General features: G+C 71.2%; 15 protein-coding genes. 9 read left to right on the forward strand and 6 right to left on the reverse strand.

The window, feature by feature from the left end:
* Both FV227_RS11050 and lepA read right to left on the reverse strand, forming a co-directional pair.
* Complete coding sequence (locus FV227_RS11050) at positions 1 to 600, reverse strand: cysteine hydrolase family protein (protein ID WP_147726220.1); 600 nt, start codon at positions 598 to 600, stop codon at positions 1 to 3.
* A 61-nt stretch (positions 601 to 661) separates the two neighbouring features.
* Complete coding sequence (gene lepA, locus FV227_RS11055; protein ID WP_147726221.1) at positions 662 to 2467, reverse strand: translation elongation factor 4; 1806 nt, start codon at positions 2465 to 2467, stop codon at positions 662 to 664.
* Positions 2468 to 2738: 271 nt separating this feature from the next.
* Here lepA and FV227_RS11060 point away from each other — a divergent pair, with 271 nt between their 5' ends.
* Positions 2739 to 3002 carry a hypothetical protein gene (locus tag FV227_RS11060; RefSeq protein ID WP_147842983.1) on the forward strand — a complete coding sequence of 88 codons (264 nt, stop codon included), beginning with the start codon at positions 2739 to 2741 and terminating at the stop codon, positions 3000 to 3002.
* A gap of 59 nt (positions 3003 to 3061) precedes the next feature.
* Here FV227_RS11060 and FV227_RS11065 read toward each other — a convergent pair whose 3' ends face one another.
* Entirely contained in the window at positions 3062 to 3859 is a 798-nt protein-coding gene (locus FV227_RS11065) for a DUF2470 domain-containing protein (protein ID WP_147858920.1), read from the reverse strand.
* Positions 3860 to 4161: 302 nt separating this feature from the next.
* Here FV227_RS11065 and FV227_RS11070 point away from each other — a divergent pair, with 302 nt between their 5' ends.
* The 5 genes from FV227_RS11070 to FV227_RS11090 all read left to right on the forward strand — a co-directional run bounded on the left by FV227_RS11070 (position 4162) and on the right by FV227_RS11090 (position 8216).
* Positions 4162 to 4872, forward strand: coding sequence for a response regulator transcription factor (locus tag FV227_RS11070; protein WP_147728688.1), 711 nt, complete (start codon positions 4162 to 4164; stop codon positions 4870 to 4872).
* A gap of 53 nt (positions 4873 to 4925) precedes the next feature.
* On the forward strand, positions 4926 to 6698 hold the full coding sequence (locus tag FV227_RS11075; RefSeq protein WP_246686529.1) for a sensor histidine kinase: 1773 nt from the start codon (positions 4926 to 4928) through the stop codon (positions 6696 to 6698).
* A gap of 8 nt (positions 6699 to 6706) precedes the next feature.
* A complete protein-coding gene (locus FV227_RS11080) occupies positions 6707 to 7243 on the forward strand; it encodes a hypothetical protein (protein WP_147728690.1) in 537 nt (178 codons plus the stop codon).
* Between the two features lie 124 nt (positions 7244 to 7367).
* Positions 7368 to 7769, forward strand: a complete 402-nt coding sequence (locus FV227_RS11085; protein ID WP_147728692.1) for a PTS sugar transporter subunit IIA — start codon at positions 7368 to 7370, stop codon at positions 7767 to 7769.
* Between the two features lie 126 nt (positions 7770 to 7895).
* Entirely contained in the window at positions 7896 to 8216 is a 321-nt protein-coding gene (locus tag FV227_RS11090; protein ID WP_147858922.1) for an HPr family phosphocarrier protein, read from the forward strand.
* A 4-nt stretch (positions 8217 to 8220) separates the two neighbouring features.
* Here FV227_RS11090 and FV227_RS11095 read toward each other — a convergent pair whose 3' ends face one another.
* The 3 genes from FV227_RS11095 to FV227_RS11105 form a co-directional block, all read right to left on the reverse strand.
* A complete protein-coding gene (locus FV227_RS11095; protein ID WP_147858923.1) occupies positions 8221 to 9108 on the reverse strand; it encodes a hypothetical protein in 888 nt (295 codons plus the stop codon).
* A gap of 107 nt (positions 9109 to 9215) precedes the next feature.
* Positions 9216 to 10286, reverse strand: a complete 1071-nt coding sequence (locus FV227_RS11100) for a GTP-binding protein (RefSeq protein ID WP_147727789.1) — start codon at positions 10284 to 10286, stop codon at positions 9216 to 9218.
* A gap of 48 nt (positions 10287 to 10334) precedes the next feature.
* Positions 10335 to 11849 (reverse strand): D-alanyl-D-alanine carboxypeptidase family protein, encoded by a 1515-nt coding sequence (locus FV227_RS11105; protein ID WP_147858924.1) that lies wholly within the window; start codon positions 11847 to 11849, stop codon positions 10335 to 10337.
* A gap of 252 nt (positions 11850 to 12101) precedes the next feature.
* Here FV227_RS11105 and queE point away from each other — a divergent pair, with 252 nt between their 5' ends.
* The 3 genes from queE to FV227_RS11120 form a co-directional block, all read left to right on the forward strand.
* Positions 12102 to 12734 carry a 7-carboxy-7-deazaguanine synthase gene (gene queE, locus FV227_RS11110; RefSeq protein WP_147727791.1) on the forward strand — a complete coding sequence of 211 codons (633 nt, stop codon included), beginning with the start codon at positions 12102 to 12104 and terminating at the stop codon, positions 12732 to 12734.
* Positions 12735 to 12992: 258 nt separating this feature from the next.
* On the forward strand, positions 12993 to 13544 hold the full coding sequence (gene rfbC, locus FV227_RS11115) for a dTDP-4-dehydrorhamnose 3,5-epimerase (RefSeq protein ID WP_147858925.1): 552 nt from the start codon (positions 12993 to 12995) through the stop codon (positions 13542 to 13544).
* Positions 13545 to 13591: 47 nt separating this feature from the next.
* Positions 13592 to 13778: NAD-dependent epimerase/dehydratase family protein (locus tag FV227_RS11120; RefSeq protein WP_147858754.1), on the forward strand; the 187-nt coding region annotated here is incomplete at its 3' end.

Consider the following 13778-nt stretch of genomic DNA (forward strand, 5'->3'; position numbering starts at 1 on the left):
TCAATCGCCGATGTCGCTCACGCGCGGCGCCACGACGGCGAAGAGATCGGCGAGCGCGGCGAGGCTCGCGGCCTGCACCGCGGCCGCCGCCACCACGGATCCGTCGGGTGCCGGCAGGTCGCGGGTGGCTGTGGTCGACGCGACCACCGTCGGCTTGAAGCCGAGGCTGAAGGCGGCGCGCGCCGTGGAGTTGACGCACATATGCGTCATGAAGCCAGCGACGATCAGGTCTGTGACACCGAGCGCTTTCAACCGCGCTTCGAGATCAGTGCCGACGAAGGCGCTCGGATAGGCCTTCGTGACGATCGCCTCGTCACCCTCGGGCGCGACCGGGTCGGCGAACTGTCCGATCGGCGCAGTCAGGTCGTAGGGCGAGCCCGGCCCGGCATCGTGCCGAACGTGGATGATCGGAATGCCGGCGCCCCGCGCCCGCGCGAGCAGCCCCCTCGCCTCCGCGATGGCGGGCTCGACGTTCTCGAGGCGCATCACGCCATCCAGATAGGTGTTTTGAAGGTCGATCATCAGCAGGGCCGAACCCGCGAGGCCCGCCGGCTCAGCGCCGAGACCAGACAGACCGCGCAACGTCTTGAGATCGGTCACCGCGCGTCTCCCGCCTCGATCGGTCTGCCGCTTTCAGCGCTGAAGCGTAGGGCCGAAAAGCTCAATCGTCCATCTTCAGCGCGGCGATGAACGCCTCCTGCGGGATCTCGACGCGCCCGAACTGGCGCATCTTCTTCTTGCCTTCCTTCTGCTTGTCCAGGAGCTTGCGCTTGCGCGAGATGTCGCCGCCGTAGCACTTGGCGGTCACGTCCTTGGACAGCGCCTTGATGGTCTCGCGGGCGATGATCTTGCCGCCGAGCGCCGCCTGGACCGGGATCTGGAACAGGTGGCGCGGGATCAGGTCCTTCAGCTTCTCGCACATGGCGCGGCCGCGATGCTCGGCGCGGGAGCGGTGGACCAGCATCGAGAGGGCGTCGACCGGCTCGGCGTTGACGAGGATCGACATCTTGACGAGGTCGCCCTCGCGATAATCGGAGATGTGGTAGTCGAACGACGCGTAGCCCTTCGAGATCGACTTGAGGCGGTCGTAGAAGTCGAACACCACCTCGTTCAGCGGCAGGTCGTAGACGACCATGGCGCGCTTGCCCACGTAGTTGAGGTCGACCTGCGTGCCGCGCCGGTCCTGGCACAGCTTGAGCACGCCGCCGAGGTAGTCGTCCGGCGTGAGGATGGTGGCGCGGATCCACGGCTCCTCGATCGCCGTGATCTTCATCACGTCGGGCATGTCGGCCGGGTTGTGCAGCTCCTTCACCGTGCCGTCGGTCATCTGAAGGTGGTAGACGACGGAGGGCGCGGTCGAGATCAGGTCGAGATTGAACTCGCGCTCCAGGCGCTCCTGGATGATCTCGAGGTGCAGGAGCCCGAGGAAGCCGCAGCGGAAGCCGAAGCCGAGCGCGGCGGAGGTCTCCATCTCGTAGGAGAACGACGCGTCGTTGAGCCGGAGCTTGCTCATGGCGCTGCGCAGGGTCTCGAACTCGGCCGCGTCGACGGGGAACAGCCCGCAGAACACCACCGACTGCACGTCCTTGAAGCCCGGCAGCATCTCCTTGCACGGGCGCTTGTCCTCCGTGAGCGTGTCGCCGACGCGGGTGTCGGCGACCTCCTTGATCGAGCCGGTGAAGAAGCCGACCTCGCCCGGCCCGAGCTCGCCGATGTCGGCCATCTTCGGCCGAAACACGCCGATCTTGTCGACGCCGTGCACCGCGTCGGCCCGCATCATGCGGATGTTCATGCCCTTCTTGAGCACGCCGTCGACGATGCGCACCAGCACGACGACGCCGAGGTAGACGTCGTACCAGCTGTCCACCAGCAGCGCCTTGAGGGGCGCGTCGCGGTCGCCCTTGGGCGGCGGCAGGCGCTTGACGATGGCCTCCAGCACCGCCTCGATGTTGAGGCCGCTCTTGGCCGAGATCGCGACCGCTTCCGAGGCGTCGATGCCGATCACCTCCTCGATCTGCGCGCGGATGCGCTCCGGCTCGGCGGCCGGCAGGTCGATCTTGTTGAGGACCGGGACGATCTCGTGGTTGGCGTCGAGCGCCTGGTAGACGTTGGCCAGCGTCTGCGCCTCGACGCCTTGGCTCGCATCCACCACCAGCAGCGAGCCCTCGCAGGCGGCGAGCGAGCGCGAGACCTCGTAGGCGAAGTCGACGTGGCCGGGCGTGTCCATCAGGTTAAGGACGTAGTTCTTCCCGTCCTCGGCCTTGTATTCCAGGCGCACGGTCTGCGCCTTGATGGTGATGCCGCGCTCCTTCTCGATGTCCATCGAGTCGAGCATCTGCTCGCTCATGTCGCGCAGCGCCACGGTGCCCGTCGTCTGGATCAGGCGGTCGGCGAGCGTCGACTTGCCGTGGTCGATATGCGCGACGATCGAGAAGTTGCGGATGTTGTCGATCGGCGTAGTCGTCATCGATGCGGATCTCCGGCGCGCGTGCGGCCGGCCGAAGGGCCATCGCTGCGCGCCGTCTGATGTGAGGAGGCGGTGTCGGTCGCCCGCGGGATAGCAGCCGCGGGGGAGAGCGCCAAGCGCGGGCGTCGTCGCGGGGCGAAAGAGGGCGTGCAGACCCGCTCAGCGCCGCGCTCCGCGCCTCGGCCCTTCGGTTTCCGCACGTTCCGCCCTATCTAGAGAGCTTCCCTCCGCGCAATCCCGTGCCTTGGGCTACGAAGCGGAAGGCCCCCGAATGGCTCGCACTCCCCCCAACGGGCGCTCGCCCAGCATCTCGATGTCGGACTTCAACGCGCGGGTGAAGCGCGTGTTGGAAGGCAACGAGGAAGTCACCCGCGGCGCGCCGCGCGCGACGCCCGGCTGGAGCCGCCGCCGCACCCGGCCCTCGCCCGGCGCCGAAGCTCAGCCCGAGCCGGAGGCCGCCGAAGCCGAGACCGAGGACGCCGAGACGGACGGCGACGAGGCCGAGACGGAAAAGCCGGCCGCCGAAGAGGTCTGAGGCCCCTCCCCCCGTCGTCGGCCCGCGCGGCATGCCGGCCAAGCGGGGATGCCTGGGCTTCAGGGTCGCGGCGTCTCGGCCGCCGCCCTCGCTTCGGCGGCCATGACCACGAGGACCTTGCGCAAGGCGCCCATGTCGCGGACCGTGTCCGGGAACGTCACCCGCGCGGTCCGGTCGCCGGCCAGCAGGTCCATGCCCTCCGGGTCGAGCCCGGTGAGGCGCCACGCGGCCGTTCCCTCCGAGGCCGCGTAGAGCGCCAGCGCGTCGGCGTGGTCGGCGTTCATGTGCTCGATCGCGCCGCACTCGCCGGCCACGATCGCCTCCGCGCCGGCGAGATCCAGAAGCAGCTCGGCCCGTGTCAGCGTCGCCGCCTTGGCGAAGCCGCCGTTGAGGTGGCCCGCCGTCGGCGCGATCGCGAAGAACCCGAAATCGGGGAAGTCGGCGTAGAGCGCGGCCTTCGGGTGCCGGGCGAGGAAGCGGGCCCGCGCGCGCGGCTCGTCGGTCCGCACGCCCCGCCCGACGACGGTCAGCCGCGGGTGGGCGAGCGGATCGCCCTTGCCGCCGGCCGAGAAGAGCAGCGAGCAGCGCGGGTCGGCGAGCAGGTTGCGGGTGTGGGCCGAGAGCTGCGACAGCAGCATCAGCGGCGTGCCGTCGACGTCGGTGGCGATGGTCACCAGCGAGGCGAACGGCGTGCCGTCGGCATCGAGGGTCGCCAGCGCGCCGGAGCGGATGCCGCGCAGCAGGCGCCGCGACAGGCCGATCGCGTCGAACGGGGCCTGCGCCGCCGGAAGCGGCCGCGCCGGCCCGCGCGGCCCGCTCGATTCGGCCCCGCCCACGCTGTCGGATGTCTCTGCCATCGCGCCCGTCGCTCCCCGAAGCGGCGTCGGAAAAACGCCGCGCCCGCCGCATCATAGGGCGAAATCGCGGCCGCCGACGAGGCCGGGGGGACGCGGCGCATCGCCCGGATACGGCCAAGCTACCATGGCCGCTCGCTTTTTTCGAAACTTCGGCTTAAAGCACCAGACCTTCCGCGCGAAACGGACACGGTCATACGACTCGTCGTCGCGTTCGCGTTTTTGCCTGCCCCGTCCGGGGCCGGAGGCGGCGACGCAGGCCCTCGTCACGCGCCCGCACGGCCCCGATCAGTCAAGGAACGCGCATGCCGACCATCGCCCTCGTCGACGACGACCGCAACATCCTCACCTCGGTGTCGATCGCCCTGGAGACCGAAGGCTACCGGATCCAGACCTACACCGACGGCGCCTCGGCCCTCGACGGGCTCAAGCACTCGCCGCCCGACCTCGCGATCTTCGACATCAAGATGCCGCGCATGGACGGGATGGAGCTTCTCAGGCGCCTGCGGCAGAAATCGGACCTTCCCGTGATCTTCCTGACCTCGAAGGACGAGGAGATCGACGAGCTGTTCGGCCTCAAGATGGGCGCCGACGACTTCATCCATAAGCCGTTCTCACAGCGGCTGCTGGTCGAGCGGGTGAAGGCGGTGCTGCGCCGCTTCGCCCCGAAGGACGGCCCGGGCGCCGCCGCCCGCGAGGCGGACGCCGCCGCCCGCTCGCTCGAGCGCGGCTCGCTGATGATGGACCCGGAGCGCCACACCTGCACCTGGAAGGGCGAGCCGGTGACCCTGACGGTGACCGAGTTCCTGATCCTGCAGGCGCTCGCCCACCGTCCGGGCGTCGTGAAGAGCCGCAACGCGCTGATGGACGCGGCCTACGACGACCAGGTCTACGTCGACGACCGCACCATCGACAGCCACATCAAGCGCCTGCGCAAGAAGTTCAAGGTGACCGACACCGCGTTCGACATGATCGAGACGCTCTACGGCGTCGGCTACCGCTTCAAGGAAGGCTGAAGCTCCGCGCCCCGCCCCGAATGCCTCGATCGCTTCTCGAACACCGGACCGTCGTGACGTCGCAGACCGATGAAGAGCCGCGCCGCGGCCCGCTCGCATGGCCGCGGGCCTCCTGGGATGCGATCGGTCAGCGGGCCTCGTCGAGCCTGACCCGCCGCATCGTCGTGCTCAACCTCGTCGGGCTGATCGCGCTGCTCGTCGGGTTCCTATACCTGAACCAGTTCCGGCAGGGGCTGATCCAGGCCCGCGTGCAGAGCCTGGCGATCCAGGGCGACATCATCGCCGGCGCCATCGCCTCCTCCGCCTCGGTCGATACCGGGACGATCCGGATCGACCCCGACAAGCTGCTGCAGCAGCAGGCGGGCGAGGGCAGCAACGCGCCGGACGAGGAATCGCAGCCGCTCGCCTTCTCGCTCAACCCGGAGCAGGTCGCGCCGCTCCTGCGCCGCCTCGTGACCCCGACGGGCAACCGCGCGCGGGTCTACGACAGCGAGGGCGGCCTGCTGTTCGACACGCGCTCGCTGTTCAACCGGCCCGAGGGCGCCGCGGGTACGCCCCAGATCCGCAAGCGCTCCCTGCTCGAGCGCGCCTTCGAGGTCGCGCAAGCGTGGAGCTTCGGCCTGTTCGGCGAGCGGGTGAAGCCGCAGGAGGAGATCGGGCCGACGAACGGCCATTCCCTGCGCGAGGTCCAGACCGCCCTGAACGGCGCCCGCGGCAGCCTGGTGCGCCGCAATGGGCTCGGCGAGACCACGGTGTCGGTCGCCGTGCCGATCCAGCGCTCGGGGGCGGTGCGCGGCGCGCTGCTGCTCTCGACGCAGGGCGACGCGATCGACCGCGTCATCGCCTCGGAGCGCTTCGGCCTGTTCCAAGTCTTCCTCGTCGCCGCGATGGTGATGGTGGTGCTCTCGATCCTGCTCGCCGGCGCCATCGCCGGCCCGGTGCGGCGGCTGGCGGAGGCCGCCGAGAAGGTGCGCATGGGGATCAAGACCCGCGAGGAGATCCCCGACTTCACCAGCCGCACCGACGAGATCGGCCACCTCTCGGGCGCCCTGCGGGACATGACGCAGGCGCTCTACCGGCGCATCGACGCAATCGAGAGCTTCGCCGCCGACGTCAGCCACGAGCTGAAGAACCCGCTGACCTCCCTGCGCAGCGCGGTCGAGACCCTGCCGCTCGCCCGCAACGACGATTCGCGCAGCCGGCTGATGGCGATCATCCAGCACGACGTGAAGCGCCTCGACCGCCTGATCAGCGACATCGCCGACGCCTCGCGGCTCGACGCCGAGCTCGCCCGCGCCGAGGCGCGCAAGGTCGACCTGCGCAAGCTCCTGGCCACGGTGGTCTCGGTCGCCAACGAGCGCAAGCGCCCCAAGGACTGCCTGATCCAGCTCGACGTCGACGCGCCGGCCGGCGACCAGGACACGCCGTTCGCGATCATCGGGCACGACAGCCGCCTCGGCCAGGTGGTGAACAACCTCCTCGACAACGCCCGCTCGTTCTCGCCGACCGAGGCGAAGGTGCGCGTGGCGCTGCGCCGGGTGCGCGGCGACATCGAGCTGATCTGCGAGGACGAGGGGCCGGGCATTCCCGAGCACGCCCTCGAGCGGATCTTCGAGCGCTTCTACACCGACCGTCCCGAGCAGGGCTTCGGCCAGAACTCGGGGCTCGGCCTCTCGATCTCCCGTCAGATCGTCCAGGCGCATCGCGGCTCGATCCGCGCCGAGAACCGCCCCGGCCCGGCGGACGAGGACGGCGAGCCGACGGTCCGCGGCGCCCGCTTCATCGTGCGGATCCCGGCGGCGCCGCGGCAGTTGTCGGCGGCGTGATCGGGCCGGTGCGCCGCGCATCGCACGATGCGACGGATGCGGAGCGTGTCACCGTGCACGCCACCTGCGTCGTGGTCGGCGAGGCGGGCGTGCTGCTCCGCGGCGAGGCGGGCGCCGGCAAGTCGAGCCTCGCCCTGGCGCTGATCGAGCGGGCCACCCTTCGGGGCGGCTTCGCGGCCCTGGTCGGCGACGACCGGGTGCGCCTCGCGCGGTGCCACGGGCGCGTCGTGGCACGCCCGCATCCCGCCATCGCCGGGCGGATCGAGATCCGCGGCCACGGGATCGTCGCGGTGGAGAGCGTCGAGGCCTGCGTCCTGCGGCTCGTCGTCGACCTCGTCGCCGGCGAGCCGCGCCTGCCCGATGCGCCGGATGGCGAGGCCACGATCCTCGGCATCGCCCTGCCCGCGCTCCGGATCGACCGCGCGGTGCGCGAGGCCGGCCTCGCACCCGGCCTGGTGCTCGCGGAACGGGCATTGGCCGGGCTCAGCGTGTCTTCGCAGTCGCACACGCCGCTTCCCGTCGACCGGACCCGCGCGGCCCCGTAGCGCGGTGCTCACTTGCGTGGCATGATCGCGGCGACGGGCGATCAAAACGTCGCGACTGCCTTGAGCCTGTGCGTGCAATGCACAACATGGCGGACTCGTTCACAGGACACCGGAATACGTGTCGATGATTGGCATGGTGCTCGTCACCCACGGACTGCTCGCGACCGAATTCAGGGCCGCATTGGAGCACGTGGTTGGCCCTCAGAAGCAGATCGAGACCATCACGATCGGTCCGGAAGACGACATGGAGCTTCGGCGGCGGGACATCATGTCGGCGGTCGGCCGGGTGAATACCGGAACCGGCGTCGTCGTGCTGACGGACATGTTCGGCGGCACGCCGTCGAACCTCGCGCTGTCCTGCATGAACGGCGGCGCCGTCGAGGTGGTGGCGGGCATCAACCTGCCGATGCTGATCAAGCTCGCCAGCGTCCGCGATGCGGAATCCCTCGGCGACGCGGTGCTCCACGCCCAGGAAGCCGGCCGCAAGTACATCAACGTCGCCTCGCGCGTTCTCGCCGGCAAATAGTCTTCCCCGTCATCTTGCCGTCCCGACCGCCAACCCGCTACGCACGGTGAGGGCCGCGCCGTGCGCGCGCCGATTCAGGCCGACGCGAATCGCAGCGCGGCGACGGACAGGGAAGCGCGCCGGGGAATGGACGACCTCTTCGAGCCCGACGACGAGCCGCCGCCCGTGCCCGACGGCGGCTTCCTGCGGCGCCTGCCGATCATCAACCGACGCGGCCTGCACGCGCGGGCATCCGCCAAGTTCGTCCAGACCGTCGAGCGCTTCGACGCTCAGGTCACGGTGACCCGCGCCGGCGAGACGGTGGGCGGCCGCTCGATCATGGGGCTGCTGACGCTCGGCGCGGCGCAGGGCACCCACGTGATGGTCACCGCCGTCGGAGCCGACGCCGAGCTCTGCCTCGCGGCAATCGAGGCGCTGCTCGCCGACAGGTTCGGCGAGGACGAGTAGCGCGTCACACCCGCGCCGCGCGCCGCCAGACCACGGCGCGGGCGCCCGCGCCGAGGTGGAGCGTGCCGGCGACGAGTTCCCCGGCGCGGCGGGCGAGCTCGATCCGCATCTGCCCGCGGCGGGCGAACAGGCGGGTCACCACCCGCACCATCGACGCCTCCGACGGATCGGCGATGATCGGGCGCGCCGCGTGGCGCGCGTCCAGCGCGAGAAATTCCTCGACCGCGGACAGGATCAGGCCCGGGGCGGACACCTGTTCGACCTCGGCCGCCGCGTCGTCCCCGGCGCGCACGCCGATCACGCAGTCGGCGGGAATGGTCCGGCACCGGCCCTCATGGGTGGCGGCGAGGACCGGGCGCGGGGCGCCGCCCTGGGTCGGCAGGCGCGTCGGCGCCCCGAGCCGCATGGGCCGGCGCAGGCCCGCGAGCCGGCCGCGGACCGCGGCCTCGACGGCCTCCGACCGCGCCCCGTCGATCAGGGCGGCCGGGTCCGGGAGGCCCGGCGGCTGCCACAGGTCGGCCCGGCCCCGCCCCCAGATCGGGTGCGGCATCGCCATCGGCATCACCCCGTGGAGCGCCGCGCGGCCGTTGCCGTCCCGGTCCCAGGCCAGGGCGAAGGCGATGGTCCGGCCGCCGGATTGATGGCGGGCCGCGCTCAGCACGTAATCCGGATCGACCCGCGGATCGGTGATCGCGTTGCGCGTCATCAGCGCCCGCCAGGGGGCGACCGCATCGTCGTCGACGGTGCCGGCGCGGCGCAGATCGACGCGCCAGCGCGACGCCGCATGTCCGTTCGAAGCCGCCTCCTCGGACGCCCGCACGACGGGATGGCCGATCGCCGCCGCGTCGGGGACCGCCTGCCCGCCCTGGATGACCGTGAAGCCGTGCATCATGGCACCTGCGTCCCGCATTCGAGAGGAACCGTCCCACTCTGGAACGTTCGGCACCCCTGGAGGCGCCCTTTAGGGTGCGGGCTTCAAGGATGATGCCGCGGGAGCCGTCAGCCGCCGGGAATGGCAAGCGGGTTGTCGGTGAGCGCCGCCGCATCCGGCGCGTCGATCCGCGGGCGGCCGAGGAAGGCGTCCCAGAGCCGGAGGACGAAGTCCGGGTCGAGGTCGCGGACGATCAGGACGAGGCGCGAGGTGCGGTCGTCGTCGGGCCAAGCCGGCAGGGTGACGGGGGCGTGCACCACGTGCTGGACGCCGTGGACCACCACCGGCCGGTCGGGATCGTCGGCGATCGCGACGAGGCCCTTCAGGCGCAGCAGCTTCGGGCCGTGGCTTCCCCGAAGCAGGTCGAGGAACATCTCGAAGGACGCGCGGGGCACCGGCACGTCGCTCGTCAGCGAGAAGGCGCGGATCGCCGCGTCGTGCCGGTTCACGTCGTGAGCGTGCCCGTCCGCCTCCGGCACGGCTCCGAGCCAGGCCTGCACGTCGGCGGCCTTGCCGTCGAGGCCGAACAGGCCGCCGAGCAGCGTCTCGGCGGGGACGTCGGGCGGATCGATCGGTGCGGCCGGGTTGAGGGCGTGCAGGCGCGCCCGCAGCGAACCGGTGTCGCCGGCCAGATCCGCCTTCGCGAGGACGATCCGGTCGGCCACCGCCACCTGCCGCACCGCCTCCGGGTGGGCGTCGAGCGTGTCGAACCCGTTGACCGCGTCCACCACGGTGACGACGCCTTGCAGCCGGTACCGCATCACGAGGTAGGGGTGGTAGATCAGCGCGTGCAGGATCGGCGCGGGGTCGGCGAGGCCGGTGGTCTCGATCACGACCCGGCGGAACGGCGTGATCCGGCCGTTGTCGCGCTTGCGCAGCAGGTCTTCCAGCGTCGCGATCAGGTCGCCGCGCACGGTGCAGCACAGGCAGCCGGCGCCGAGCAGGACCATGTTCTCGTCGATCGCCTCGATCAGCAGGTGATCGAGGCCGATCTCGCCGAACTCGTTGACGATGACGACCGTGTCGGCGAGCGCCGGATCGCGCAGCATCCGGTTGAGCAGCGTGGTCTTGCCGGCTCCGAGGAAGCCGGTGAGCACGGTGAGCGGGATCGGGTCCGGTCGGCGGGGAGCGTCGGTCATGCCGCCGGCCTAGCGCGGCCGGGCGGCGGGCTCAATCGCGCGCGCCGATCACTCGTCCGCGGATTCGGCCGACTTGGCCGCGTTGGGCTTGGGCTTCGCGCCGGCCTTCGGCTTGGTCTGCACGGATTTGGCCACCGCGGGCTTGCCGCCCTTCTGCGTCACCGCCGTCGCCGGCTTGGCGTGGGTCGGCGGCTTGTGCTTGGCCTCCGGCATGCCGGACACGTCGACCGAGGTGTAGGCGCTGGCCGCGCGGGGCACGGCGCCGGCGATCGCGGCCTTCGCCTTGCCCTGGTCCTTCCCCGGGGCCTTTGCCTGGGTCTTGGCTTCCGCGGCCGCGGCGCGCTTCTGCTTGGCCGCCTCGAGCGCCGCCTCGCGCTTGGCCTTGGCGGCCTCGAGCTTCGCCTCACGCGTGGCGGCGGCGGCGGCCTTCTCGGCCTCGGCCTGCTCGTTGAGCATGATCTGCCCCTCCGCCGGGTCGCGGCCGATCCAGACCAGGATCGGCTGCAGCGGGGCGCGCGGCGGCAGGGTGCGGTTGCGCGCGGCGGCGCCGTTGAGCGTTGCCAGGGTCAGCGCGGGCGAGGACAGGCCGGCGGCGCCGAGGAACTGCGCGCCGGCGTTGTCGGCGTTTCCGGCGATGGCGCCGGGGCCCTCGTCGATCGGCATCGGCTTCTTGCGGTCGCAGATGTAGGGCCGCATGTCGGGCGGCGCGCCGATGGCGGAGGCGGGCAACGCGTCGAGCGTCTGCGCGGTCCATCCGGCCGACTGGCCGAAGCCGTAATCGAACAGGTCGGCGGCCTTGAGGTCGCGCTCGCGCGCGCTCGGGCTGCCCATCACGATGGTGAGGATGCGCCGGCCGTTGCGGTTGGCGCTGGCGACCACGTTGAAGCCGCCGGCGCAGATGAAGCCGGTCTTCATCCCGTCGACGCCGGCATAGCGCCCGAGCAGGCCGTTGTGGTTGGCCATCACCGAGCGGCCGAACTGGATCGCCGAGATCGAGAACAGGTCGTGCGAGTCGGGGAAGTCGCGCAGCAGCGCGCGGCCGAGCACCGCCATGTCGCGGGCCGAGGTCCATTGCCGGGGGTCGGGCAGGCCGTTCGGGTTGTACCAGCGACTCTCGCGCATGCCGATCCGGCGCGCGGTCTCGTTCATCGTGTCGGCGAAGCCGTCGATCGTGCCGCCGAGGGTCTCGCCGATCGCCCAGGCCACGTCGTTGGCCGACTTGACCATGATGATCTTCAGCGCGTTGTCGAGGGTGAGCTGCGTACCCGGCTTGAAGCCCATCTTCGAGGGCGGCTCGGCGGCGGCGGCGGCCGAGATCGTGATCAACGAGTCGAGCGAGACCTTGCCCTGCCGCACCAGGTCGAGGGCGACGTAGGTGGTCATCAGCTTGGTGATCGAGGCCGGGTACCAGGGGTCGGTCGCGCCCTGCGCGTAGAGCACCTTGCCGGAATCCACCTCCACCACGAGGACGGGTGCGGTCACGGCGTCGGCCGCCTGCGCAGCGAGCAGGCCGGCGAGCGTGGCGAGCCCCAGGGTGAGGCGCCTCAGGAAACGGTTCGACATCGACCCCGACTCAAAGCAGTGGAACGCCGCGCCGGCACCGGGCCCGATGCCGTCCCTCTCGCGGCCGCGAAGGAGGGCCCTGAGAACGTCGGCCGTTCAACGCGGGCACCGTGGCGAGAGCATGGCGGATCTTCGCGCGTCCACCGCCGCGATGTGGCGTTGCGGCACCGGCGCGCCTATGTGCTGTCGCGCGACGATCTTTTCAGGACAGGACGATGCCCCGGCCGTCATCGGCTCGGGCCCGGCGGGACGATGGCGTACGCGGTCAAGGAACTCTTCCACACGCTCCAGGGCGAGGGCGCGCAGGCCGGGCGGGCCGCGGTGTTCTGCCGGTTCGCCGGCTGCAATCTCTGGTCCGGCCGCGAGGCGGACCGGGCCGAGGCGGTCTGCCGGTTCTGCGACACGGCCTTCGTCGGCACCGACGGCGAGGGCGGCGGAAAGTTCGCGACCGCCGACCACCTCGCGGATGCGATCGCACGGACCTGGGAGGGCGGTCCCCACGCGCACTACGTCGTCTTCACCGGCGGAGAGCCGCTGCTGCAGCTCGACCCGGAGCTGATCGCGGCCGTCCACGCCCGCGGCTTCGCGATCGCGGTCGAAACCAACGGGACGCTCGCGGCACCGGAAGGGATCGACTGGATCTGCGTCAGCCCCAAGGCCGGTGCGCCGCTGGTGCAGCGACGCGGCGACGAGCTGAAGCTCGTCTTCCCGCAGGCCGACCTCGCGCCGGAGACGGTCGCCGACCTCGATTTCCACCATCGCTGGCTCCAGCCGATGGACGGGCCGGACCGGATCGCCAACACCGGCGCCGCCGTCGCCTATTGCCGCGCGGATGCCCGCTGGCGACTCTCGCTCCAGACGCACAAGATGATCGGGATCCCGTGAGCGCGCGCCCGCCGAGCCGATCCGTCGGCGGCCCGATTTCACCGGGCGGTTAACCCCATGGTCAACTTCTAGTTGTAATTTCAGGCGCGTGCTGGGATCGTTGCTGTCATGGCCCGGATCCGTCGGTTCCCACGGATTGCCGAGCCTTGACAGCCCCGGGGAATGTTCGGAAGCCCCGTCGCGATGGGCGGGACAGGCGCCGAGGCTCGGTCCGGGGCGGTGTCCGGCGCGAGCGCGGCGCATTCGGGGGAGCGTGCGATGGACGTGATCGAGACCCGGGTTCCGGGGGTGATGCGGGTTGTCCCGAAGCGGTTCGGGGACGCGCGCGGGTGGTTCTCGGAGACGTTCCGCGTCGACGCGCTGGCGCGGGCGGGGATCGCCTGCGCCTTCGTGCAGGACAACCAGTCGTTCTCGGCGCCGAAGGGGACGATCCGCGGGCTGCACTTCCAGGTCGCGCCACAGGCCCAGGCCAAGCTCGTGCGGGTGCTGGCCGGGGCGATCCTCGACGTGGCGGTCGACCTGCGCCGTGATTCCGCCACCTACGGCCGGCATGTGGCGGTGACGCTCGATGCCGAGGGCGGCGAGCAATTGTTCATCCCGCACGGCTTCGCCCACGGCTTCTGCACCCTGACGCCGGACACGATGGTGGCCTACAAGGTCGACACCTACTACAGCCCGGCCCACGACCGCGCCCTGGTCTGGAACGACCCGGACGTCGGCATCGACTGGCCGGTCCTGGCCGCGGAGGCGATCCTGTCCGACAAGGACCGGGCGGCGCCGCGCCTGTCGGACCTCGGACCGGTGTTCTGAAGCCCCGGCGCGCGAGCGCCATCGACGACGTGAAGGAAAGGCCCGACATGCGCATCCTGGTGACCGGCGGCTGCGGCTTCATCGGCTCCGCCCTCGTGCTCCACCTGGTGCGCGACCTCGGCCACGACGTGCTGACGCTGGACGCGCTGACCTACGCGGCCAACCCGGTGTCGCTGGCGCCCCTCGCCGAGGATCCCCGCCACCGCCTGGTCGAGGCCGACATCTGCGACGCCG

Source organism: Methylobacterium sp. WL119 (assembly GCF_008039875.1).
Taxonomy (GTDB): domain Bacteria; phylum Pseudomonadota; class Alphaproteobacteria; order Rhizobiales; family Beijerinckiaceae; genus Methylobacterium.

Excerpts from the sequence above, each read along its gene's own strand:
- lepA (WP_147726221.1), bottom strand. The coding sequence starts at position 2,467 with ATGACGACTACGCCGATCGACAACATCCGCAACTTCTCGATCGTCGCG.
- FV227_RS11060 (WP_147842983.1), top strand. The coding sequence starts at position 2,739 with ATGGCTCGCACTCCCCCCAACGGGCGCTCGCCCAGCATCTCGATGTCG.
- FV227_RS11065 (WP_147858920.1), bottom strand. The coding sequence starts at position 3,859 with ATGGCAGAGACATCCGACAGCGTGGGCGGGGCCGAATCGAGCGGGCCG.
- FV227_RS11070 (WP_147728688.1), top strand. The coding sequence starts at position 4,162 with ATGCCGACCATCGCCCTCGTCGACGACGACCGCAACATCCTCACCTCG.
- FV227_RS11085 (WP_147728692.1), top strand. The coding sequence starts at position 7,368 with ATGATTGGCATGGTGCTCGTCACCCACGGACTGCTCGCGACCGAATTC.
- FV227_RS11090 (WP_147858922.1), top strand. The coding sequence starts at position 7,896 with ATGGACGACCTCTTCGAGCCCGACGACGAGCCGCCGCCCGTGCCCGAC.
- FV227_RS11095 (WP_147858923.1), bottom strand. The coding sequence starts at position 9,108 with ATGATGCACGGCTTCACGGTCATCCAGGGCGGGCAGGCGGTCCCCGAC.
- FV227_RS11100 (WP_147727789.1), bottom strand. The coding sequence starts at position 10,286 with ATGACCGACGCTCCCCGCCGACCGGACCCGATCCCGCTCACCGTGCTC.
- FV227_RS11105 (WP_147858924.1), bottom strand. The coding sequence starts at position 11,849 with ATGTCGAACCGTTTCCTGAGGCGCCTCACCCTGGGGCTCGCCACGCTC.
- queE (WP_147727791.1), top strand. The coding sequence starts at position 12,102 with ATGGCGTACGCGGTCAAGGAACTCTTCCACACGCTCCAGGGCGAGGGC.
- rfbC (WP_147858925.1), top strand. The coding sequence starts at position 12,993 with ATGGACGTGATCGAGACCCGGGTTCCGGGGGTGATGCGGGTTGTCCCG.